The 22,133-nt window shown below is 74.2% G+C and carries 19 protein-coding genes and 1 pseudogene; 12 read left to right on the forward strand and 8 right to left on the reverse strand.

What is annotated here, in order from left to right; translation table 11 throughout:
• Window positions 1-56: 56 nt before the first annotated feature.
• Window positions 57-272: a hypothetical protein gene (locus ACZ6S8_RS00460; RefSeq protein ID WP_383927845.1), complete on the reverse strand. Its 216-nt coding sequence runs from the start codon at window positions 270-272 to the stop codon at window positions 57-59.
• A 136-nt stretch (window positions 273-408) separates the two neighbouring features.
• Here ACZ6S8_RS00460 and ACZ6S8_RS00465 point away from each other — a divergent pair, with 136 nt between their 5' ends.
• Window positions 409-1,431 (forward strand): alpha/beta fold hydrolase, encoded by a 1,023-nt coding sequence (locus ACZ6S8_RS00465; protein WP_469451126.1) that lies wholly within the window; start codon window positions 409-411, stop codon window positions 1,429-1,431.
• A gap of 646 nt (window positions 1,432-2,077) precedes the next feature.
• On the opposite strand, the pseudogene ACZ6S8_RS00470 reads toward ACZ6S8_RS00465, so the two are convergent.
• Window positions 2,078-2,461: pseudogene (locus ACZ6S8_RS00470) on the reverse strand (hypothetical protein); the annotation flags it as partial.
• On the opposite strand from ACZ6S8_RS00470, the gene ACZ6S8_RS00475 reads away from it, so the two are divergent.
• The 11 genes from ACZ6S8_RS00475 (at window position 2,442) to moeZ (ending at window position 14,738) form a co-directional block, all read left to right on the forward strand.
• Window positions 2,442-3,026, forward strand: a complete 585-nt coding sequence (locus tag ACZ6S8_RS00475; RefSeq protein WP_469451848.1) for a DUF3152 domain-containing protein — start codon at window positions 2,442-2,444, stop codon at window positions 3,024-3,026. The pseudogene ACZ6S8_RS00470 and the gene ACZ6S8_RS00475 overlap by 20 nt on opposite strands.
• 80 nt (window positions 3,027-3,106) lie before the next feature.
• Window positions 3,107-3,202, forward strand: a complete 96-nt coding sequence (locus ACZ6S8_RS00480) for an Ms4533A family Cys-rich leader peptide (RefSeq protein ID WP_469451128.1) — start codon at window positions 3,107-3,109, stop codon at window positions 3,200-3,202.
• A 177-nt stretch (window positions 3,203-3,379) separates the two neighbouring features.
• Entirely contained in the window at window positions 3,380-5,122 is a 1,743-nt protein-coding gene (locus ACZ6S8_RS00485) for an ABC transporter substrate-binding protein (protein ID WP_469451130.1), read from the forward strand.
• A complete protein-coding gene (locus ACZ6S8_RS00490; RefSeq protein WP_469451131.1) occupies window positions 5,119-6,102 on the forward strand; it encodes an ABC transporter permease in 984 nt (327 codons plus the stop codon). Before ACZ6S8_RS00485 ends, ACZ6S8_RS00490 begins: the two co-directional genes overlap by 4 nt.
• Window positions 6,099-7,091: an ABC transporter permease gene (locus tag ACZ6S8_RS00495; protein WP_469451132.1), complete on the forward strand. Its 993-nt coding sequence runs from the start codon at window positions 6,099-6,101 to the stop codon at window positions 7,089-7,091. Before ACZ6S8_RS00490 ends, ACZ6S8_RS00495 begins: the two co-directional genes overlap by 4 nt.
• Window positions 7,088-8,731, forward strand: a complete 1,644-nt coding sequence (locus ACZ6S8_RS00500) for a dipeptide ABC transporter ATP-binding protein (protein ID WP_469451134.1) — start codon at window positions 7,088-7,090, stop codon at window positions 8,729-8,731. The genes ACZ6S8_RS00495 and ACZ6S8_RS00500 overlap by 4 nt, the downstream gene beginning before the upstream one ends.
• Before the next feature lie 180 nt (window positions 8,732-8,911).
• Window positions 8,912-10,489 carry a GT4 family glycosyltransferase PelF gene (gene pelF, locus ACZ6S8_RS00505; RefSeq protein ID WP_469451136.1) on the forward strand — a complete coding sequence of 526 codons (1,578 nt, stop codon included), beginning with the start codon at window positions 8,912-8,914 and terminating at the stop codon, window positions 10,487-10,489.
• A complete protein-coding gene (locus ACZ6S8_RS00510) occupies window positions 10,486-11,613 on the forward strand; it encodes a hypothetical protein (protein ID WP_469451138.1) in 1,128 nt (375 codons plus the stop codon). The genes pelF and ACZ6S8_RS00510 overlap by 4 nt, the downstream gene beginning before the upstream one ends.
• Before the next feature lie 132 nt (window positions 11,614-11,745).
• The gene (locus tag ACZ6S8_RS00515) at window positions 11,746-12,753 is read left to right on the forward strand and encodes an NAD-dependent epimerase/dehydratase (protein ID WP_469451140.1); all 1,008 of its coding nucleotides are present in this window, start codon (window positions 11,746-11,748) and stop codon (window positions 12,751-12,753) included.
• Window positions 12,741-13,496 (forward strand): spherulation-specific family 4 protein, encoded by a 756-nt coding sequence (locus ACZ6S8_RS00520; protein WP_469451142.1) that lies wholly within the window; start codon window positions 12,741-12,743, stop codon window positions 13,494-13,496. Before ACZ6S8_RS00515 ends, ACZ6S8_RS00520 begins: the two co-directional genes overlap by 13 nt.
• Window positions 13,497-13,559: 63 nt before the next feature.
• The gene (gene moeZ / locus ACZ6S8_RS00525) at window positions 13,560-14,738 is read left to right on the forward strand and encodes an adenylyltransferase/sulfurtransferase MoeZ (RefSeq protein WP_469451143.1); all 1,179 of its coding nucleotides are present in this window, start codon (window positions 13,560-13,562) and stop codon (window positions 14,736-14,738) included.
• A 97-nt stretch (window positions 14,739-14,835) separates the two neighbouring features.
• On the opposite strand, the gene ACZ6S8_RS00530 is transcribed toward moeZ, so the two are convergent.
• From ACZ6S8_RS00530 to narH, 6 genes are all read right to left on the reverse strand, one after another.
• Complete coding sequence (locus ACZ6S8_RS00530; protein ID WP_469451145.1) at window positions 14,836-16,431, reverse strand: alpha/beta hydrolase; 1,596 nt, start codon at window positions 16,429-16,431, stop codon at window positions 14,836-14,838.
• 77 nt (window positions 16,432-16,508) lie between these two features.
• Entirely contained in the window at window positions 16,509-17,897 is a 1,389-nt protein-coding gene (gene hemG, locus ACZ6S8_RS00535) for a protoporphyrinogen oxidase (protein WP_469451147.1), read from the reverse strand.
• A gap of 55 nt (window positions 17,898-17,952) precedes the next feature.
• Window positions 17,953-19,152, reverse strand: coding sequence for a TIGR04053 family radical SAM/SPASM domain-containing protein (locus ACZ6S8_RS00540; RefSeq protein ID WP_469451148.1), 1,200 nt, complete (start codon window positions 19,150-19,152; stop codon window positions 17,953-17,955).
• On the reverse strand, window positions 19,149-19,874 hold the full coding sequence (gene narI, locus ACZ6S8_RS00545; RefSeq protein ID WP_469451150.1) for a respiratory nitrate reductase subunit gamma: 726 nt from the start codon (window positions 19,872-19,874) through the stop codon (window positions 19,149-19,151). Before narI ends, ACZ6S8_RS00540 begins: the two co-directional genes overlap by 4 nt.
• Window positions 19,874-20,590 carry a nitrate reductase molybdenum cofactor assembly chaperone gene (gene narJ / locus ACZ6S8_RS00550; RefSeq protein ID WP_469451850.1) on the reverse strand — a complete coding sequence of 239 codons (717 nt, stop codon included), beginning with the start codon at window positions 20,588-20,590 and terminating at the stop codon, window positions 19,874-19,876. The genes narI and narJ overlap by 1 nt, the downstream gene beginning before the upstream one ends.
• Before the next feature lie 11 nt (window positions 20,591-20,601).
• Window positions 20,602-22,131, reverse strand: coding sequence for a nitrate reductase subunit beta (gene narH, locus ACZ6S8_RS00555; protein ID WP_469451152.1), 1,530 nt, complete (start codon window positions 22,129-22,131; stop codon window positions 20,602-20,604).
• Between the last annotated feature and the right edge of the window lie 2 nt (window positions 22,132-22,133).

The raw sequence follows: 22,133 nt of genomic DNA on the forward strand, positions 1-22,133 counted from the left end.
AATCTGGAGGGTTCAAGCCGAGTTTTCTCGCGGTACGGACCGCCCGGAGGCGCTGGTCAGCGGTAGTCGTCCTCGTCGAGCGGCACCACCCGCGCCTGCTCGGCGGCGTCGCCGTCCGCGGCCTCGCCCGCGTCCACGCCGGTGACCGGGTCGTCCTCGCCGGGCACCAGGTCCGCGAGCTGCTCCGCGACGTCCGCCTCGGGCGCCTCGGGGTCGTGGTTCCCGGGGTCCCGCTTCCGGAAGGTGTCCGGCTCCGCAGGGTCGACAGTCATAGCGCTCCCCTCGCTTCCTTCTCCTCTTCTCCTCCGAGCCTAGGAGGATCGCGCAGGCCCCGCGAGGCGGGCCCGTACGACCCCTGTGACCGCGAACACAAGAGGTGCGACGTGATCGTCTCGTAACATTGCCCGCATGTCTTCGACCGAGCTGCCGGGTGTACGGTCCACCGCCGAGCCGTCCTCCCTGGTGGGAGCGGTCCGGGTGGCCGAAGGGGAGCAGATGCGCACCGCCGTGCTCCCCGGGCTGGAACTGGCCGTCCGGAGCCGGCCGCCGCTGCGCACGGGCCTGCCGCCCGCGCTGTTCGTGCACGGGCTCGGCGGTTCCTCGCAGAACTGGTCGGCGCTCATGGAGCGGCTGGCCGCCACCGTCGACGGCGAGGCCGTCGACCTGCCCGGCTTCGGCTGGTCCCCGCCGCCGGCCGACCGGGACTACTCCGTCACCGGGCTGGCCCGCGTGGTCATCCGCCACCTCGACGCCGCGGGGCGCGGGCCGGTCCACCTCTTCGGGAACTCCCTCGGCGGGGCCGTCTCCACCCGGGTCGCCGCCGTCCGGCCCGACCTCGTGCGGACCCTCACGCTGGTCTCGCCGGCCCTGCCCGAGCTGCGCGTGCAGCGGTCGGCCGTACCGACCGCGCTGCTCGCCCTGCCGGGGACGGCCGCGCTCTTCGGCCGCCTCACGCGCGGGTTCACCGCCGAGCAGCGCACCCGGGGGGTGACGGAGCTCTGTTACGGGGACCCCTCCCGGGTGACGGCGGACGGCTTCCGGGCCGCCGTGGAGGAGATGGAACGGCGGATGGCCCTTCCGTACTTCTGGGACGCGATGACCCGCTCCTCCCGCGGGATCGTCGACGCCTACACCCTCGGCGGCCAGCACGGGCTGTGGCGGCAGGCCCAGCGGGTTCTCGCCCCGACGCTGCTGGTCTACGGTGGCCGGGACCAACTGGTCTCGTACCGTATGGCGCGCAAGGCCGCCGCGGCCTTCCGGGGATCGCGGCTGCTGTGTCTTCCCGAGGCGGGGCACGTGGCGATGATGGAGTACCCCGAGGTGGTGGCCGCCGCGTTCGGGGAGCTGCTGCGCGACACCGACCCCGGTGCGGGCGACACCGACACCGGTGCGGGTGACACCGACCGACATACCGAAGACGGCAGAGGCTGAGGACCGTGGGACGACATAGTCGCAAGGACCCCGCCCCCGCCCGTGCGGCGGCGGCACCCGCTCCGGCGGCCGCTCCGGCCTTCCCGGAGGCCGGCCCGTCCGCGTACCCCGACCGGTACCCCGACCCGGAACCGTACGACGACCCCTTCGAGGACCCGTTCGCCCGGCGGCGGCCCGAACCCACCGTCGCCCACCAGGGGTTCGCGCCCCGGGAGCGGCCCGCGGCCGGGGCGCGCTCCGGCGGCCACCCCGAGCAGCACGAGTCCGGCGGCGCCTGGGGCTCCGGCTCGGGCTCGGCACCCGACTCCGTGTACGGCGACTGGCAGGGCGTCCCGCGCGCCACCGTCCGCACCGGGGCGCCGGCCTCGGTCCACGCGACCCCGGGCACGGCCCCGGGCCCGGCCCGCTCCGCCGTCCTGGACTCCGACACCCCCGCCTTCGGCACGCCCGCGGTCGGCTTCCCGCAGGTCACCCTCACGCCCTCGGTGCCGCTGACCCCGTCGGTGGCGCGGCTTCCGCAGGCCGGCCCCGATCCCGTCACCTCCACCGGGTCCCACCGCCGGGTGCCGGGGCCGCGCAGGCCGGGCGCGGCACCCGCGTTCGCCGAGCCCGCGTTCGCCGAGCCCGCGTTCGCCGAGCCCGCGTTCGCCGAGCCCGCGTTCGCCGAGCCCGCGTTCGCCGAGCCCGCGTTCGTGGAGCCCGCGTTCGCCGAGCCCGTCGCGGTCGATGCCGAGGCCGCGGACGAACGGCGCGGCTCCGGGCGGGGCCTGAGGGTCCGTACGTACACCGGACTGGCGGCCGTGGCCGTCACCACCGTCCTCGCCGTCGTCATCGCCGGCCAAGTGGCCTCCGAGGACGACGCCGTCAGGCCCGGCCCGATGGCCGCCCCCGGCGGAGCGCCGACGCGCGCCTCCGACAGCCACGTCGCCGGATCCCGCTCCGAGGAGCGCGTCACACCGGACGCGTCCGCGGCGCCCGCCCCGGCGCCCGAGCTCACGTACGAGCAGAAGATGGCCCAGCAACTGCCCATCGACCCGAAGCTGGCCGGGCCCGGGACCTTCGACACCGTGCCCGGCGTCGCCAAGGCGCCGGGCAAGGGCAGGCTCGTGCGCTACCGCGTCGACGTGGAACAGGGGCTGGGAATGGACCCGCAGCTGTTCGCCGAGGCCGTCCACCGCACCCTCAACGACCCGCGCAGCTGGAGCCACGGCGGCGCCCGGACCTTCGAGCGGGTGCCGGGCGGCGCGGCCGACTTCGTGATCACCCTCGCCAGCCCCGGGACCACCGGCGTCTGGTGCGCCAAGTCCGGCCTGGACACCACCGTCGACAACGTCTCCTGCGACTCGGCCTCCACCGACCGCGTGATGATCAACGCCTTCCGGTGGGCGCAGGGCTCGGCGACGTACGGGCCGGACCAGATGTTCGCGTACCGGCAGATGCTCATCAACCACGAGGTCGGCCACCGGCTCGGAAACGGGCACGTGAGCTGCCGCACTCCGGGATCGCTCGCGCCGATCATGCAGCAGCAGACGAAGTCCCTCGACATCGACGGAATCCAGTGCAAGCCCAACCCCTGGGTGTTTCCCGGCGGTTGAGGGGTAGGGAGCGGATGTGCGCCGGTGGGAGCGCACACCCGCGTTGACAACCTGTCCGATCATCGGTCATGGTTCTCCGCATGTCGCACCTCCACACCATGAACGCGAGCGCCGCCATTGAGCTGGCGCTGCTTGGTGTGACCGCGCACAGCGTGGCCGACATCTTCTGTCGCTGACGCCTGCCCGCAAGCGCCGCGACCCTTTCGTCATCACCGCCGCGCCCGGGTGTACGCATGCCCGCAGGCGCGGCCCTCCCCTGTCACGGTGCCCTGGTTCCGGCACCGACCGACCGCTGACCGCTGCCCCTCGCGTGGCCCTTCCGCCCTTCCTTCACGCCGAGAGGTCCTCTTCCGATGTTCCGTCAGTCCCACATATCGCGCCGCGCGGCCGCGGTCGCCGTCAGCCTCGTACTGGCCGGGGGCGCCGCGGCCTGCGGGCCCAAGGACGGTGCGGACAAGGCCGGAGCCGCAGGCGGCAAGCCAGGCGCCGCCGGGGGCGCGCCCCAGAAGGGCGGCACCCTGACCGTCCTGAACGCCGAGCCGCAGAGCGACTTCGACCCGGCCCGCCTCTACACCTCGGGCGGCGGCAACGTCCCCTCGCTGGTCTTCCGCACGCTGACCACCCGCAACCGCGAGGACGGCGCGCCCGGCACCAAGGTCGTGCCCGACCTGGCCACCGACACCGGCCGGCCCAACGCCGACGCCACCGAGTGGACGTACACCCTGAAGGACGGGCTGAAGTACGAGGACGGCTCCCCGATCACCAGCGCCGACATCAAGTACGGCATCGAGCGGTCCTTCGCCGCCGAACTGTCGGGCGGCGCCCCCTACCTGCGGGACTGGCTCGTCGGCGGCGACACCTACGAGGGCCCGTACAAGGACGGCGGCAAGGGCCTCGCCTCGATCGCCGTGCCCGACGCCAAGACCATCGTGTTCACGCTCCGCAAGCCCGAGGGCGAGTTCCCCTTCGTCGCCACCCAGACGCAGTTCGCACCCGTCCCCAAGGCCAAGGACAACGGCGTCACGTACGAGGAGCACCCCGTCTCCTCCGGCCCGTACAAGGTCGTCAAGAACGAGAACGACGGCGAGCGCCTCACCCTGGAGCGCAACGAGCACTGGGACGAGAAGACCGACGAGGAGCGCAAGGCCTACCCGGACACGATCGACGTCCGCTCCGGCCTGGACTCCGCGGTCATCAACCAGCGCCTGACCACCAGCTCCGGTCCCGACGCGGCCGCCATCACCACCGACACCAACCTGGGCCCGGCCGAACTCTCCCAGATCGGCTCCGACAAGGAGCTGGAGGGACGCGTCGGCACCGGCCACTTCGGCTACGTCAACTACCTCGCCTTCAACCCGAAGGTGGCCCCCTTCGACAACCCGAAGGTCCGCCAGGCGATCTCCTACGCGATCAACCGCACCAGCGTCGTCAACGCGGCGGGCGGCTCCGCCCTCGCCGAGCCGGCCACCACCTTCCTGCCCGAGCGCGAGGCCTTCGGCCATACGCCCTACGACCACTTCCCCGCCGGCAAGACGGGCGACCCGGCCAAGGCGAAGGAACTCCTGAAGGAGGCGGGCTTCCCCGACGGCGTCACCGTCACCCTCACCCACTCCACCGCCCAGAACCGGCAGACCAGCCCCGAGGTCGCGACCGCCGTCCAGCAGGCCCTCGCCGCCGCCGGGATCACGGTCAAGCTGGAGGGCCTGGAGAACAACGCCTTCAACGAGAAGCGCTGGGACGTCAAGAACACCCCCGGATTCTTCCTCTCCCGCTGGGGCGCCGACTGGCCCTCCGGCGGCCCCTTCCTCGCCCCGATCTTCGACGGCCGGCAGATCGTGGCGAACGGCTCCAACTACAACCACGCGCAGCTCGACGACCCGGCCGTCAACGCCGAGATCGACGAGATCGCCAAGCTCACCGACCTCGCCGCCGCGGGCAGGCGCTGGGGCGCCCTCGACAAGAAGATCGGCGAACAGGCCCTGGACGTCCCGCTGTTCCACCCGGTCTACAAGCGGCTCGTCGGCAAGGACGTCAAGAACGTCGTCATCAGCGACTGGACCGGCGTCCTCGACATCTCGCAGGTCTCCGTCAAGTGACCGTCGCCGCACCGCAGTCGGTGACCGCGCCCGGGGCCGTCCCCCCGGGCGCGGGCGCCGCGCGCCAGGTCGGGCGGCGGCTGCGCCGCAGCCCCGCGGCCCTCGCGGCCGCCACCGTCCTGGCGCTGCTCGTCCTCCTCGCCCTGGCCGCGCCGCTGGTCGCCGGGCTCACCGGCCAGGACCCCCACGCCTACCACGACGACCTCGTCGACTCCGCCCGCGGCGGCGTCCCGCTCGGCTCCTTCGGCGGCGTCTCCGCCGACCACTGGCTCGGCGTCGAACCGGGCACCGGCCGCGACCTGCTCACCCGACTGCTGTACGGGGCGCAGATCTCGCTGCTCGTCGCCCTCGGCGCGACCACCGTGCAGATCCTCGCCGGGCTGGCCGCCGGACTCGCCGCCGCCCTCGGCAGCCGCTTCGCCGGCCGGCTCATCGGCCGGCTCACCGACGTGATGATCGCCCTGCCCATGCTCGTGCTCGGCATCGCGCTCACCGCCGTCGTCCCGCCCGACTTCCCCCGGCCGCTGCTGCTCATCCTCGTCATCGGCCTGCTGGGCTGGGGCGGCACCGCCCGGATGGTGCGGGCCCAGACGCTCGCCCTGCGCGACCTGGACTTCGTCTCCGCCGCCCGGCTGTCCGGCAACAGCACCCTGCGGATCGCCCGCCGCGAGCTGCTGCCCTCCCTGGCCGCGCCCGTCATCACCTACGCCGCGATCCAGGTCCCGGCCAACATCGTCGCCGAGGCCTCCCTCTCCTTCCTCGGCGTCGGGGTCAAACCGCCCACCCCGTCCTGGGGGCAGATGCTGTCCAGCGCCCAGACCTGGTTCCGCGCCGACCCCGCCTACGTCCTGCTCCCCGCCGGGCTGCTCTTCGTCACCGTGCTCGCGTTCACCGTGCTCGGCGACGCCGTCCGCACGGCCCTCGACCCGCGCGAGGGCTCGCGCCTGCGGGTCGGCACCAGAAAGGAGCGCACGGCGTGATCCGCTTCGTGCTCAAACGGACCGGCGGCGCACTGTTCGTGCTCCTCGCCCTCTCCGTGATCGTCTACCTCCTCTTCTACGTCGCCCCCGGCGACCCCGCCCGCCTCGCCTGCGGAGAGCGCTGCAACCCGGCGCAGATCGCCCAGGTGCGCGCGCAGCTCGGACTGGGCGACCCGGTGCCCGTCCAGTACCTGCACTTCCTCCAGGGACTGCTGGCCGGCCGCGACTACTCCGGCGGCGCCGGGCTCGTCCTGCACTGCGACGCCCCCTGCCTCGGATTCTCGTACCAGAACGACCGGCAGGTCACCGAGCTGATCCTCGACCGGCTGCCCGCCACCCTGTCGCTGGCCCTCGGCGCGCTGGTGATCTGGCTCGTCGTCGGCGTCGGCACCGGCCTGCTCTCCGCACTGCGCCGGGGCGGCCTCACCGAGCGGGCGCTGACCGTCCTCACCCTCGCCGGAACCGGCACCCCCGTCTTCATCCTGGGACTGCTGCTGCTCATGGCGGTGTGCGCGTACCTCCAGTGGCTGCCCTTCCCGACCTACGTGCCGCTGGGCGAGGACCCCGAGCAGTGGGCCTGGAACATGCTGCTGCCCTGGGTCACGCTCGGCGTCTTCGAGAGCGCCAAGTACGCGCGCCTCACCCGCAGTTCCACCCTGGAGACCCTCGCGGAGGACCACATCCGGACCTTCCGCGCGTACGGCGTGGGCGAGCGGGCCGTCGTCACCCGGCACGCGCTGCGCGGGGCCGTCGCCCCCGTGATCGCGCTCAGCGCCGTGGACTTCGGCACGATGATCGGCGGAGCCGTACTGACCGAGTCGCTCTTCGGGATCCCCGGCCTGGGCAAGACCCTGATCGAGGGCGTGCGGGTCGTCGACCTGCCCGTCGTGGTCGGCGTCGTCCTGACCATCGGCACCGCCGTGGTCGTCGCCGGCGCGATCGCCGACCTGCTCCACGCCGCAGCCGACCGGAGGGTGGCCCTCGCATGACCGGGACGCTGGTGGAGGTACGGGACCTCGTGGTCGACTTCCCGGTCGGCGGACCGGGGGAGCGGGTCCGGGCGGTGGACGGCATCTCCTTCACCCTCGGCGCGGGACGCGCCCTGGGCATCGTGGGCGAGTCCGGAAGCGGCAAGTCCACCGTCGCGGCGGCCCTGCTGGGGCTGCACCGCGGCACGGGCGCCCGGCTCGCCGGCACCGTCCGGGTGGGCGGGACGGACGTGGCCGCCGCGACGCCCGCCGAACTGCGCCGGCTGCGGGGCGGGACCGCCGCCATGGTCTTCCAGGACCCGCTGAGCTCCCTCGACCCGTACTACGCCATCGGCGACCAGATCGCCGAGGTCCACCGGGTGCACGCGGACGTCTCCCGGCGGGCGGCGCGGGCGCGGGCCGTCGAGGTGCTGGACCGGGTCGGCATCCCCGACGCCGCACGCCGGTCCCGGGCCCGGCCGCACGAGTTCAGCGGCGGCATGCGCCAGCGCGCGCTCATCGCCATGGCCCTGGCCTGCGAGCCGCGGCTGCTGATCGCCGACGAGCCCACCACCGCCCTCGACGTCACCGTCCAGGCGCAGATCCTGGACCTGCTGCACGGGCTGCGCGAAGAGCGCGGCCTCGGACTGCTGCTGGTCACGCACGACGTGGGCGTCGCCGCCGAGAACGTGGACGAACTGCTGGTGATGCGGGACGGCGCCGCCGTGGAACGCGGTCCGGTGTCCGAGGTCCTGTCCGCCCCCTCCGACCCGTACACCAGGGCCCTGCTGGCGGCGGTGCCGCGGCTGGACGCCCCGCGGGAGAACCGGGACCGGACCGGGGACCCGGCGCCGCTCCACGGGAAGGGCGGCCCGCCCGTCGTCGAGGCCTTCGCCCTGCGGCGGGAGTTCGGGCGCGGGAAGCGGGCCGTCACGGCCGTCGGCGGAGTGTCCCTGGCCGTACACGCCGGGGAGACCCTGGGGATCGTCGGCGAGAGCGGCAGCGGCAAGAGCACGCTGGGCCGGATGCTGGTGGGCCTGCTCGAACCGAGTTCCGGGCAGGTCCGGCACGCCGGCCGGGAGACGACCGGGGTGGCCCCCGGCGCGCAGATGGTCTTCCAGGACCCCGTCTCCTCCCTCAACCCGCGCCGTTCCGTGGGGGAGTCCATCGCCGACCCGCTGCGCGCGGCCGGAGAGCGCGACGGTGCCGTGCTCCGCGCCCGGGTCGCGGAGCTGCTGCGGCGCGTGGGGCTGGAGCCCGGCCACTACGACCGCTATCCGCACGAGTTCAGCGGCGGCCAGCGCCAGCGCGTGGGCATCGCCCGCGCACTCGCCCCCGCGCCCCGGCTGATCGTCTGCGACGAGCCGGTGTCGGCGCTCGACGTGACCACGCAGGCGCAGGTCACCGCCCTGCTGGCGCGGCTCCAGCGGGAGCTGGGCGTCGCCCTGGTGTTCATCGCGCACGACCTGGCGGTGGTCCGGCAGGTCAGCGACCGGGTCGCCGTCATGCGCGGAGGCGAGATCGTGGAGGAGGGGCCGGTGGACGAGGTCTACGACCGCCCCGCCCACGCCTACACCCGCCGGCTGCTGGCCGCCGTACCGGCACTGGACCCGGGCCTGGCCGCCGAGCGCCGCACCGTGCGGCGGGAGGTCTTCGCGTAGGCGCACCCATTTCTAGCGTGCTCGAACGCGAACCGTACGGGAAAGTTACGACTCTTCACCCCTTCCGGTGGCGCGACGGACAACCGTCCGTCGCGCCTTCGGCATATCCGCTTGAGTTCATCCGCGGCGGGTCACCGGACCGACGGCGACCGCCTGAACGGGAGATCGGGGGTGCCACTCGTGCGGATCGGACTGCTCACGGAAGGTGGTTATCCGTATGCCACGGGAGAGGCCAGGCTGTGGTGCGACCGGCTCGTGCGCGGGCTCCCGCAGCACGAGTTCGAGCTGTACGCGCTGAGCCGCAGCGCCGAGCAGGAGCGCGCCCGGGTCCCGCTGCCCGAGCACGTCACCCGGGTCCGCACGGCCCCCCTGTGGGCCCCGGCGGACGACGGCCGGACGTACTCCCGGCGGGAGCGGCGCCGCTTCGCCGGATGCTTCCGCGAGCTGGTCCACGGGGTCTGCGCCGCCGGGGCCGCGCCCTTCGCGGCCGGGCTGTACGGGCTGGCCGAACTCGCCCGCGAGCAGGGCGGGCTGTACGCGGCCCTGCGCTCCGAGTCCGCGGTGCGGGCCGTGGAGTCCGCGTGCCGGGCGACGGGCGCGAGCAGCGCGGTCCGGGCCGCCCAGGTCCCGGACATGCTCGACTTCGTGGACGCACTGGAACGGATGCTCCGCCCGCTGTCGCTCGACTGGTACGGGGAGTCCGGGCTCGGCGAGGTCGACATCAGCCACGCGGCGGCGGGCGGAGTGGCAGCGCTCCCCGGACTGCTGGCCAAACGCTTCTTCGGAGTGCCGCTGCTCGTCACCGAGTACGGGGTGCACCTGCGGGCCCACTACCTGGAGCAGGGCCCCGAGGCCCGGCCCGCCGCCCGGGCGCTGCTCGCCGCCTTCCACGTACGGCTGGCCGGCGAGATCTACGACCGGGCCGACCTGCTCACCCCGGGCAACGCGCACGCCCGGCGCTGGCAGGAGCGCTGCGGAGCCGCGCGCGAGAAGCTCCGGACGGTCTACCCGGGCATGGAGGCGGACCGATTCGCCACGGTCGGGGAGGCCGCGGACTGCGGGGACCCCGACACGCTGGTGTGGGTGGGCCGGATAGAGCCCGCGAAGGACCTCATCGCGCTGCTGCACGCCTTCGCCGAGGTGCGGCGAGCCGAACCCCGGTCCCGCCTGCGGATCTTCGCGACGGCCGTGGCCCCCCAGTACCTCGCCGACTGCCGGTCGCTGGCCGCGCAGCTCTTTCCCGACGAGGCCGTCGACGCGGTGACCGCGGGCGAGAACCCCGTCACCTTCGAGGAGATCGGCGGCCCCGACGCCCCTTCGACGGCCGAGGCGTACGGCTCCGGACGCGTCGTCGTGCTCTCCTCCGTCATCGAGGGCTTCCCGATCACCCTGGCCGAGGCGATGTTCTGCGGTCGGGCCACCGTCTCCACGGACGTCGGCGCGGTCCAGGAGGTCATCGGCGGCACCGGCCTCGTCGTCCCGCCCCGCAATCCGCGCGCCCTCGCCGACGCCTGCCTCTCCCTGCTGCGGGACCCCGAGCGGGCCCAGCGGCTCGGCTCGGCGGCCCGCGCGCGGGCCCTGGAACTCTTCACCGTCGAGCAGAACGTCGCCGCCTTCCAGGAGGTCTACCTGCGCCTGCTCGCCCGCGGCTCCGCCCGCCCGGACGGCGAGGTCCCCTTCGCGCAGCCCCCGGAGGCCCGGGTCCCCGGCCACTGGACCACCCCGACCTGGGCCCCCGTGCCGGAGGCGACCGCATGACCACCCTGGACGAACGCGCGGCCGCGGACGCGGACGCGGCCGCGGTACCGGACCCGCTCCCGGCGGGGGAGCACGGGGCGGCGCCGGGGCCGGCCGCGGTGGCTGCTCCGGCCGCGGTGCCGGGTCCGGATGCGGCTCCCGGTCCCGCTCCGGTTCCCGGTCCCGTTCGGGCTCCCGGTCCCGCTCCGGTTCCCGGTCCCGTTCGGGCTCCCGGTCCCGCTCCGGTTCCCGCTCCCGGTCCCGTTCCCGCTCCTGGTCCCGGGCGGCGGCGGTCCGGCGGGGATCCCGTCAAGGCGCTCCTGCACCGCCACCGCGACCTGTGCGAACGGGCCGTCGACCCGCTGGAGATCGCCGCCGGGCTCGAAGCCCACGGCATCACCGACCGCACGGCCGCCCGGTTCCGCCACCGCGACGTCTTCTCGCTCGCCGACGAGCTGTACGCCCGTACCCCCCGCGGCGAGGCCGCCGCGCCCGCCGTCGCGCCGCTCCCGGCCGGCCGGGCCGCCCCCGGCCCCCGGGCCCTGCGCGGCTTCGGTTTCGCGCTGCTGCCCGGGGTGCTCGCGCTCGGCGCGGCCGGCGCCGGGCAGCCCTGGACGGGGGCCGCCGCGGGGGCCGCCGCCGTCGCCGCCCTCGTGTGGCCCGGTCGCGCCGCCGGCCGTTTCCCCCTGACCGCGCACCTGCTGGCCGCGGCCGTCGTCGGCTGGGCCGCGTACCGCCACGGCCCGGCCCTCGCCGTCGCGCTCGCGCTGTCCGTGGCCCCCGGACACCTGGTGGCGGCCGCGTTCGCCGCCCGGGCCCGGGCCCGGCTGGCCGGGAGCCGCGGCCTCGGGGAGTTCGCCGACCGGGCCCGGCCGCTGCTCGCCGGGAGCGCGGCGGTGTTCACCGCGGCCGCCGCCGGGGCCGCCGCGCTCGCCGGGGCGGGCCTCGCCGCGGCCGTGCCGCTCGCGGTGCTGCTGTTCCTGGTCCGGATGCTGCTGCGGCACGGCGCCGAGCGGCGCCCCGTCGCCGCCGCGCTCGTCCTCGCCCTGGTCCCGGTCCCGGCCGCGGCGGTCGCCGCCGCGGCGGGGCTCCTCGTACACGCCTTCCTCACCCTGTCCCGCGCGTCCGCCCATGCGCGGCCCTGAGCCCCGTCCCCGTGACGGCCACCGCACTTCGGAGCCGACGCCGGAGCGCGTACCCCTGTCCACGCCCCATCCACCCACCCGCAAGGAGACACAGGACATGACCGGCCAGCCAACCAACCAAGGGGCCACGCGATGAGGGTGCTGCTGATCGGAGCCAACGGATACCTCGGCCGCTACGTCGCCGACCGGCTGCTCGCCGACCCGGCCGTCCAGCTCACCGCGCTCGGCCGCGGCGACGACGCCGACGTCCGCTTCGACCTCGCCACCGGCAGCCCCGGTGCGCTCACCCGCTTCCTCGACGCCGTCCACCCGGGCGTCGTCGTCAACTGCGCCGGAGCCACCCGCGGCGGAGCCCGCGACCTCACCCGGCACAACACCGTCGCCGTCGCCACCATCTGCGAGTCCCTGCGCCGCAGCGGCTGCGGCGCCCGCCTGGTCCAGCTCGGCTGCGCCGCCGAGTACGGGCCCAGCCAGCCCGGTTCGTCCACGGCCGAGGACGCCGTGCCGAGACCCGGCGGACCGTACGGAGTCAGCAAGCTGGCCGCCACCGAGCTGGTGCTCGGCTCCGGCCTGGACGCCGTCGTCCTGCGGGTCTTCTCGCCCGTCGGCCCCGGCACCCCGGCCGGCTCCCCGCTCGGCCGCCTCGCCGAGGCCATGCGCCGCGCGATGCAGTCCGGGGACGGCGAGCTCAAGCTCAGCGGGCTCGGCGTGCAGCGCGACTTCGTGGACGTACGGGACGTGGCGCGCGCCGTGCACGCCGCCTCCCTCTCCGCCGCCCAGGGCGTCGTCAACATCGGCACCGGCCGCGCGGTCCGGCTGCGCGACGCCGCCGCCGTCCTGGCCCGGGTCGCCGGGTACGGGGGCGCCCTGCACGAGCTGGACGTCCCGCACGGCGGACCGCAGGCGCACGCCCACCCCGGCCGGCCGGCCGGCCTCGCCGCCATCGGATCCCCCCGCTCCGAGGCGACGGCCGAACAGCTCGCCGCGCAGGCGCCCCAGCCGTACCCGTACCCGGACGGCTGCGGGGCCTGGCAGCAGGCCGACGTGCGCACGGCCCGCGACCGGCTCGGCTGGCGGCCGCGGATCAACCTGGAGGAGTCCCTGGCGGACATCTGGATGGAGGCGGCGTGCCGCATCTGACCACGCCGCCGGGGGCCGCGCTGGCCGAGGGGACCGAGGCCGGCCGCCTGGGCCTCGGCATCCCCGGCTACGCGCACCCGCTCCTGGCGCCGGTCGAATGGGCCGAGCTGACCCGCCCCGGCACCCCACTGCACTGGGCGGTGCTCAACGTCGCCGACGGTCCCGGCGGACGCCCCGATCCGCACTGCACCGAGGCCGCCGTGAAACTGCGCCGCTCGGGCGGCACGGTCCTCGGACATCTCGCGATGCGGGACGGAAAGCGGTCCTTCGGGGAGCTGCTCTCCGACGCCCACCGCTTCCGCGACTGGTACGGGGTGGGCGGTTTCTACCTGGCGCAGGCCCCGGCCGGACCGGCCGAACTGGCCGCGGTGCGCCGGGTGTCGGACGCCCTGCGCGGGCTCGGCGAGGACGTGCTGATCGTGCTCGGACAGGGCACGCACCCGTGCGAGGGCTACGTGGAGGCCGCCGACCAGCTGGTCACCTTCTCCGGGGCCTGGGCCGACTACCGCTGGTCCCAGGTCGCGGAGTGGACCGCCGACCACCCGCCGGAGCGGTTCTGTCACCTCGTCCACGGCGTGCCCCGCACGCACCTGGAGGAGGCGACGCGGATCGCCCGCTGGCAGGGGGCCGCGACCGTCTGGTTCACGGACCGGCGCAGCACGCCGGCCCGGGATCCGTGGGCCTCGATGCCCGGGTACTGGGACGAAATCGTCTCGCGGATCGGACCGGGTGTCTCGGAATGAAGGAGGGCGTGGCAGTGTTACGGAAAGAACCACCGTTCAGACGTTCACATCTACGGAGTCCCCGTGTCGCTGCCACCCCTGGTAGAGCCAGCTGCTGAGCTCACCGTTGACGAGGTCCGTCGGTACTCCCGCCACCTGATCATCCCGGATGTCGGGATGGACGGCCAGAAGCGCCTGAAGAACGCCAAGGTGCTGGCCGTGGGCGCGGGCGGCCTCGGCTCGCCCGCCCTCATGTACCTGGCCGCGGCCGGTGTCGGCACGCTGGGCATCGTGGAGTTCGACGAGGTCGACGAGTCGAACCTGCAGCGCCAGATCATCCACAGCCAGGCGGACATCGGCCGTTCCAAGGCCGAGTCGGCCCGCGACAGCGTGCTGGGCATCAACCCGTACGTGAACGTGGTCCTTCACGAAGAGCGGCTCGAAGCCGAGAACGTGATGGAGATCTTCAGCCAGTACGACCTCATCGTCGACGGCACGGACAACTTCGCCACGCGCTACCTGGTCAACGACGCCTGCGTGCTGCTGAACAAGCCGTACGTGTGGGGCTCGATCTACCGCTTCGACGGCCAGGCCTCGGTCTTCTGGTCCGAGCACGGCCCGTGCTACCGCTGCCTCTACCCCGAGCCGCCCCCGCCGGGCATGGTCCCGAGCTGCGCCGAGGGCGGCGTCCTGGGCGTGCTCTGCGCGTCCATCGGGTCCATCCAGGTCACCGAGGCCATCAAGGTCCTGACGGGCGTCGGCGAGTCGCTGGTCGGCCGCCTGATGATCTACGACGCGCTGGAGATGCAGTACCGCCAGGTCAAGGTCCGCAAGGACCCCGACTGCGCGGTCTGCGGTCCGAACGCGACCGTCACCGAGCTCATCGACTACGAGGCCTTCTGCGGCGTCGTGTCGGAGGAGGCCCAGGAGGCGGCCGCCGGCTCGACGATCACTCCCAAGCAGCTCAAGGAGTGGATCGACACCGACGAGCCGATCGAGATCATCGACGTCCGCGAGGTCAACGAGTACGAGATCGTCTCGATCCCCGGCGCGAAGCTGATCCCCAAGGGCGAGTTCCTGATGGGCACGGCCCTCCAGGACCTGCCGCAGGACAAGCGCATCGTCTTGCACTGCAAGACGGGTGTCCGCAGTGCGGAAGTCCTCGCGGTCCTGAAGTCCGCGGGCTTCTCGGACGCGGTGCACGTCGGCGGCGGCGTCATCGGCTGGGTCCACCAGATCGAGCCGGACAAGCCGGTCTACTAGGCCCGCCCGCCCGCCCGCACCCGCAGTACCCGGTGAACCCGCAGGGGCCGTACCGCGCTCGAAGCGCCGTACGGCCCCTGCGGCGTTCCCGGACCGTTCAGCCGCTCTGCGGCTGCTGCGGGGCCACGGGCGTTCCCGTGGGGTCCGGCGCCGCGGTGCACACGGTGCCGGCCGGCGGGGTCTTCCCGTCCAGCAGGTAGGTGTTCACCGCCTGCTGGACGCACGCGTCGCCGCTGTTGTAGGCGCCGTGCCCCTCGCCCTTGTACGTGAGCTCCACGCCGACGCCGGGGCCGAGGCGCTCCACCATCTTGCGGGCGCCCTCGTACGGGGTGGCCGGGTCACCGGTGTTGCCGATCACCAGGATCGGGGCGGATCCCGGGGCGGACACGTCCGGGGTCTCCCAGGCGCCGTCGACGGGCCAGTCGGTGCAGCCCATCATCGCCCAGCCCAGGAAGTCGCCGAAGACGGGCGAGGCCGCGCGGAACGCCGGGAGCTTGGCCTTGGTCTGCGCCAGGGTGTAGCGCTCCTTGGAGTCCGCGCAGTTGATCGCGGTGTTCGCGGCGCCGATGTTGCTGTAACGGCCTTGCTGGTCGCGGCCGTTGAGTGCGTCCGACAGGGCCATCAGGAGCTGGCCCTGGCCGCCGCCCGCCTCGTCCAGGCCCTGTTCCAGCAGGGGCCACAGCTCCTTGGAGTACAGGGCCTGGGCGATGCCGTTCGTCGCGGCGCTCTCGGTGAGCATCCGGTCGCCGATGCCCGCGATCGGCTTCGCGGCCAGCGACTTCTGGAGCTTGATGACGTTCTCCTCGATCTCCTTGGCGGTGCTGCCCTGGAGCTGGCAGGCGTCGCCGCGGTCGACGCAGTCCTGCGCGAAGTTGCCGAGGGCGAGCTGGAAGCCCTCGGCCTGGCCCAGCGCCCCCTCCTCCGAGGTCTTGGTCGGGTCCACGACGGCGTCGAAGACGGCCCGGCCGACGTTCTTGGGGAAGAGGTGGGCGTAGACCCCGCCGAGTTCGGTGCCGTAGGAGATGCCGAAGTAGTTGAGCTTCTCGTCGCCGAGGGCCTGGCGGACGCGGTCCAGGTCGCGGGCGGCGTTGGAGGTGCCGACGTGCGGGAGGACCTTCGCGGAGTTCGTCTCGCAGGCCTGCTGGTACTTCTTGATGTTGTCGACGAACGCCTTCTCCTGTTCCGGCGTGGCCGGCGAGGAGTCCTGGGCGTAGTAGGCGTCCAGCTGCTTGTCGTCCTCGCAGCGGACGGGGGCGCTGCGGCCCACCCCGCGGGGGTCGAAGCTCACCAGGTCGTACCGGGCGCGCAGGGCCTCGTACTCCTTGGCGGCGCCCGGGAGGGTGGTGATGCCGGAGCCGCCGGGGCCGCCGAAGTTGAAGACGAGGGAGCCGAGGCGGTTCTTCTCGTCGCGGGCCTTCGCGCGGATCAGGGCGAGCGGGATCGTCTCCCCCTCGGGCTTCGCGTAGTCCAGGGGGACGTCGAGGGTGGCGCACTGCCAGTCCTTGCCCGGGGCCGGTCCGCCCCCTTCGGCGGCGGTCGGGGCCTCGCACTCGCCCCACTCGAGGGGTTCGGCACCCTTGGCGCCGCCGGCCTTCGTTTTCTCCCCGTCGCCGCTGTCGGAACAGGCACTCGTGGTGAGCAGTGCGGCGGCGAGGGCGGCGGCAGCGGTGGCCCGCAAGGCGTTTCTCGACATGCGCCCATCCTGTGCGCGCTTCGCCGAGCCCGCCCCCGCGATGACCCGAACGGGGGTCCCGGGTGGCCGGGCGCGGATCAGCGCGCGGGGAGCAGCTGCCGGGCGGCGGCCCGGCCCGTCGCCACGCAGGCGGCCACGCCCACGCCCTCGTACGCCGCCCCGCACAGGGCCAGCCCGGGGAGCTCGGCGGCCGCGCCGCGGATACGGGCGACGCGGTCGCGGTGGCCGACGCCGTACTGGGGCAGGCCGCGGTCCCAGCGGGTCACCCGAGCGGCCAGGGGCTCGCCCATCGGGCCGACGGCGTGGTGGAGTTCGGCGATCGCGGAGCGGACCAGGTGCCGGTCGGGACGGGCCAGGAGGTCGTCCTCGCCGATCCGGCCGATGGAGGCCCGCAGGACGAACGTGTCGGGTGCGGCCGCGTGCAGCCACGCCCACTTGTTGGACAGGAAGGAGGCGGCCTTGAGGGTGTGCCCGTCCACGGGAGGGACCAGGAATCCGTTGCCCTCCGGGAGGAAGTGGGCCCGGGACCGGGAGAACGCCATCGTGACGACCGCGGTCGAGGCGTGCGCGATGCCGGCCAGCCCGTCCCCGGCGAGCGGTGAGTGCGGGCGCAGCAGCTCGGCCGCCGCGAAGGCGGGGAGGGCGAGGACCACCGCGTCCGCCTCCATCGTCAGCGGCCCGTCGTCCGTCATCGCCTGGACCCGCCACCGGTCGCCCGGCAGCCGCTGGAGCGAGCGGGCGGTGGTCTGGGTGAGGATGCGGGCCCCGCAGGCCGCGGCGACGGCCTGCGGGAAGCGGCCGGTGCCGCCGGCCACGCCCTGGACGGCCACGGCCGCCGAGCGGGGGGCGCCCGCCGCCCGCATCCGGCGCAGCGCGGGCAGCAGCGGGCCGCCCTGTTCGGCGAGGGCCGCGATCCGGGGCATGGCCGCGCGCAGCGAGAGGGAGTCGGCGCGGCCCGCGTAGACCCCGCCCAGCAGGGGTTCCACCAGCCGGTCCACGGCCTCGCGGCCGAAGCGGGCGGCGAGGTAGCCGCCCACCGAGCAGTCCCCGGTCAGAGGCTCCGCCGGCAGGGTCTCCTCGGCGGCCGCCCTGGCCACGCCCTCGGGCGAGAGCAGGCCGGTGCCGGCCAGCGCCGCGGGGTCGGTGGGGACGCCCATCACGTGCCCGGCCGGCAGCGGGCGCAGGGCGCCGCGGGTCCAGACCGTGGTCGGCGCCTTCGCCGGATCGCACAGGGCGTTGCCGAGCCCGACGGCGGCGGCCAGTTCCACGGCCTCGGGCCGCAGGGCCATGAGGGACTCCGCCCCCTCGTCCACGGTGATCCCGGCGATGGTGCCGGTGCGCAGCTTGCCGCCGACCTTGGTGTGGCTCTCCAGCACGGTGACGTCGGCCCGGCCGCGCAGCTGCCACGCGGCGGCCAGACCGCTGATGCCGCCACCGATGACGATCACTGAACGCACTGCACGCATTGTCTTCTCCCGCGGCCGGTATGTTCCCATATGAAACATATGGGACTGGTGGGCGTCAGCGCCTCGTGCTTTCGGCCAGAGCCCGCACCTCGTCCTGGTACGGGAAGCTGCCCGGCTCGTACGCGCAGTACGGGTCCGCCTCCAGGACGTCCCCGGTGAAGCCGTACGCCCGCGACCGCGAACCGCCGCACACCGCCTTGAACTCGCAGGCCCCGCACCGCCCGCGCAGCAGCGCCGGGTCCCGCAGCGTCGTGAAGAGCGCCGAACCGCGGTAGATGTCGGTCAGCGCGTGGTGGCGCACGTTGCCCGCCGACACCGGCAGGAACCCGCTGGGGTGCACCTCGCCGGTGTGGGAGACGAAGACGAAGCCGCGCCCCGAGGAGACGTCCATCGGCGGCCGGCGCACGGCCCGCCCCTCGCCCTCGAAGAGCCCGAGCTCCGCGGCGCGGGCCGAGAGGCGCTCGTACAGCGGCCCGAGCACCGGGCGCTCCCCGCGGGCGTCGAGGACGGTGCGCTGGAGCGCGACCCGCCGGAAGTGGTGCCCCTCCGTCGTCTTGGTGGCCAGCACGGCACCGCAGTCGTAGAGGAAGTGCAGGACGTCCTCGATCTCGGCCGGGGCGAGGGGCTCCAGGTCGCCGCCGCGCCCCGCCGGGACCAGGACGAAGCCCGACCACAGCATCGCGCCCTCGCCCCGGACCAGCGCCGCGATGTCGGCCAGGTCCTCCAGGCTCTCCCGCGCCACGGTGGTGTTCACCTGCACCTTGAGGCCCAGCTCGCGGGCCGCCCGCCAGCCGTCCAGGGTCCAGTCGAAGACCCCGGGCACGCCGCGGAAGGCGTCGTGCCGCGCGGCGGTCGCACCGTCCAGGGAGAGCGACAGGGCGACCGCGCCCGCGTCCCGGACCGCGGCCAGGTTCTCCCGGGTCAGGGTCGGCGTACCGGAGGGGGAGACCGCGACCCGCAGCCCGAGCCCGGTCCCGTACGCGACGAGGTCGGTGAGGTCGGCGCGCTGGAAGGGGTCCCCGCCGGTGATCACGAACAGCGGGCCGGGCGTGCCGAACGCGGCGGTCTGGTCCATCACCCGCCGGGCGTCCGCGCCGTCGAGCTCGTCCGGGTGCCGGGCGGTCTGCGCCTCGGCCCGGCAGTGCAGGCAGGCCAGCGGGCAGGCCCGGGTCGCCTCCCAGATCACGATGAAGGGCCGCTCGGAGACCGCGTGCCGGGGCCGGCGGACGACGGTGCGACCGGGGCGCCGGGTCACGACACGCGCTCCCAGCCGCGCTCGGGGCGGCGGTTGGCGAGCAGCTCCGGGTCGCGCCGGCGGTAGACCACGTACGGGCGGAACAGGTACGTCAGCGGCGCCGAGAACATGTGCACCAGGCGCGAGTAGGGGATCAGCGCGAACAGGACGAAGCCGAAGAGGACGTGGAGCTTGAAGGCCAGCGGGGCGGCCGCCATCAGGTGGTGGTCCGGGGTGAAGGTGAACAGGCTGCGGAACCACAGGGAGATGCCCTCGCGGTAGTCGTACCCGTCCGTCATACCGGCCGAGTTCAGCAGCGTGGCGGTCAGCCCGAGCGCCATCGCGCCGAGCAGGCACGCGTACATCACGTGGTCGCTGCGCAGCGTCGCCCTGCGCACGGCCGGCACCGAGAAGCGCCGGTGGACCAGGATCCCGATGCCGACGGCGGCCGCGACGCCCGCGACCGTGCCGGTCGCCAGGGCGACCAGGTGGTACGCGTGATCGCTCAGACCCGCCGCGTCGGTCCAGCTCTTGGGCACGAGCAGCCCCACGACGTGGCCCAGGACCACGAAGAGCATGCCGAAGTGGAAGAGCGGCGAGCCGATGCGCAGCAGCCGCGACTCGTGCAGCTGCGAGGAGTGCGTGGTCCAGCCGAACCGGTCGAAACGGCCCCGCCAGACCGTGCCCGCGACGAGCAGGGCGATCGAGACGTACGGGACGACGCCCCACAGGAGGAGGTCCATCAGGCGGGCATCCTTTCGGGTGCGGCGGGTGCGGCGGGTGCGGTGGGCCACGGGAGGTCGGCCGGGGCCGCGGACGGGCCGCCCCGGTGCACCGCGGTGAACGGCATGTCGAGGCCCGGACCGAAGGGTTCGAGCGCCGAGCCCGCCCCCACCAGTTCCTGCGGCGGCCCGTTCTTCGCGAGGGCCTTCGCCTCCGCCCTGGTCTCGGGGGATGGTCCGGGCAGCGTCGCGCAGACGGCCTCCAGGACCCGGGCGTACGGGGAGGCGGACTCGGTGAGCGCGAGCCGCAGCAGCTCCAGCCCGGCCCGGTGCTCCTGGAGCAGTTCGGTGCCGGCCGCCTCCTCGCGGGCGGCGAACTCCAGGGCCACCGGCAGGAAGTCGGGCAGCTCCTCGCCCGCGAACTCCAGGCCGAAGTCCCGGTAGATCCGCTTCAGCCGGACCAGGGACAGCCCGCGCCGGCGGGTGTCGCCGTCCACCCACCAGGTGAGGTAGAGGCAGCGCCGGTTGCGGGTGTCGAAGGTCGAGGTGTACTGGGCGCACAGCTCGATCGGGGTCTGCGGTCCGGCCTCGTCGAGGAACGCGCCGAGCAGCCGGGCCGGTTCGGCGGGCGCCCCGGCGAGGGCCGCACGGAGCCGGGGGAGCTCGTCGTGGAAGCGGTCGCCCGGGTACTGCAGCACGCAGCCCGCGACCAGTCGTACGAGGGCGTCGCCGCTCATCGCGTACCGGCTCACGCGCTCCTCCTGGTGGCGCCGAGGTTGAGCATCACCCGGGGCTCGGGCAGTGCGCCCACCGGGCATTCCTGCCCGGCGGGGTCCGGCGGGTGGGATCCGGCGAGCGCGTCGGCCTCGGCGCGGGCGGCGCTCGGGACCACGAAGCGGTCCTCGATCTTGGCGACGGCCAGGAGGCGGAACATGTCCTCCATCTCCCGGCCCGACAGCCCGACGGCCCGCGCGATCGACTCGTCCCGCTCCTCGCCCAGGTTGACCCGGCGCATGTAGGAGCGCATCGCGGCCATCCGGCGCAGCACCGCCTCCACCGGCCGGACGTCACCGGCGGTGAGGATCGCGGCGAGGTACTCCACGGGGATGCGCATCGCGTCGATGGCCCCGAAGAGGTTGCCGGCGTCCTCGCCGTCGCTGCCGGTGGCGGCGACCGCCTCGACGACGGGGGAGAGCGGCGGGACGTACCAGACCATCGGCATCGTCCGGTACTCCGGGTGGAGCGGGAGGGCGACCTGATAGGTCGCGATCAGGTCGTAGACGGGGGAGCGCCGCGCCGCGTCGAGCCACTCGTCGGTGATGCCGGCCGCGCGGGCGGCGGCGATCACGGCCGGGTCGTCCGGGTCCAGGAAGCACTCGACCTGGGAGGGGTACAGGTCGTGCTCGTCCTCGACGGCGGCGGCCTCCGCGACCCGGTCGGCGTCGTAGAGCATCACGCCGAGGTAGCGCATCCGGCCCACGCACGTCTCCGAGCACACGGTCGGCATGCCGACCTCGATGCGCGGGAAGCAGAACGTGCACTTCTCGGCCTTGCCGGTGTGGTGGTTGAAGTACACCTTCTTGTACGGGCACCCGGTCACGCACATGCGCCAGCCGCGGCACCGGTCCTGGTCGACCAGGACGATGCCGTCCTCCTCGCGCTTGTACATCGCGCCCGAGGGACAGGAGGAGACGCACGCGGGGTTGAGGCAGTGCTCGCAGACGCGCGGGAGGTAGAACATGAAGCTCTGCTCGAACTCGAAGCGGATCTTCTCGCCGACCTCGTCGCGGATCTTCTCGACGATCGGGTCCCTCGGCGCGTGCGCCGGGGCGCCGCCGAGGTTGTCGTCCCAGTTGGGACCCCACTCGATCGTGTCGATCGGCTCGCCCGTGACCTGCGAGACGGGCCGGGCGGTGGGCATGTCGTCGCCCGCCGGGGCCTCGGTGAGGTTCTTGTACTCGTACGTCCAGGGCTGGTAGTAGTCGTCGAGTTGCGGGAGGTCCGGGTTGGCGAAGATCCTGCCCAGCCTGGCGAGCCGGCCGCCCGCCTTGAGGCGGAGCCGGCCGGAGCGGGTGCGCTCCCAGCCGCCCTTCCACTTCTCCTGGTCCTCCCAGCGGCGCGGGTACCCCTGGCCGGGGAGGGTCTCGACGTTGTTGAACCAGACGTACTCGGTGCCCTGCCGGTTGGTCCACGCCTGCTTGCAGGTGACCGAGCAGGTGTGGCAGCCGATGCACTTGTCGAGGTTCATGACCATCGCGACCTGTGCCATGACCTTCATGT

Source organism: Streptomyces sp. NPDC048461 (assembly GCF_055587105.1).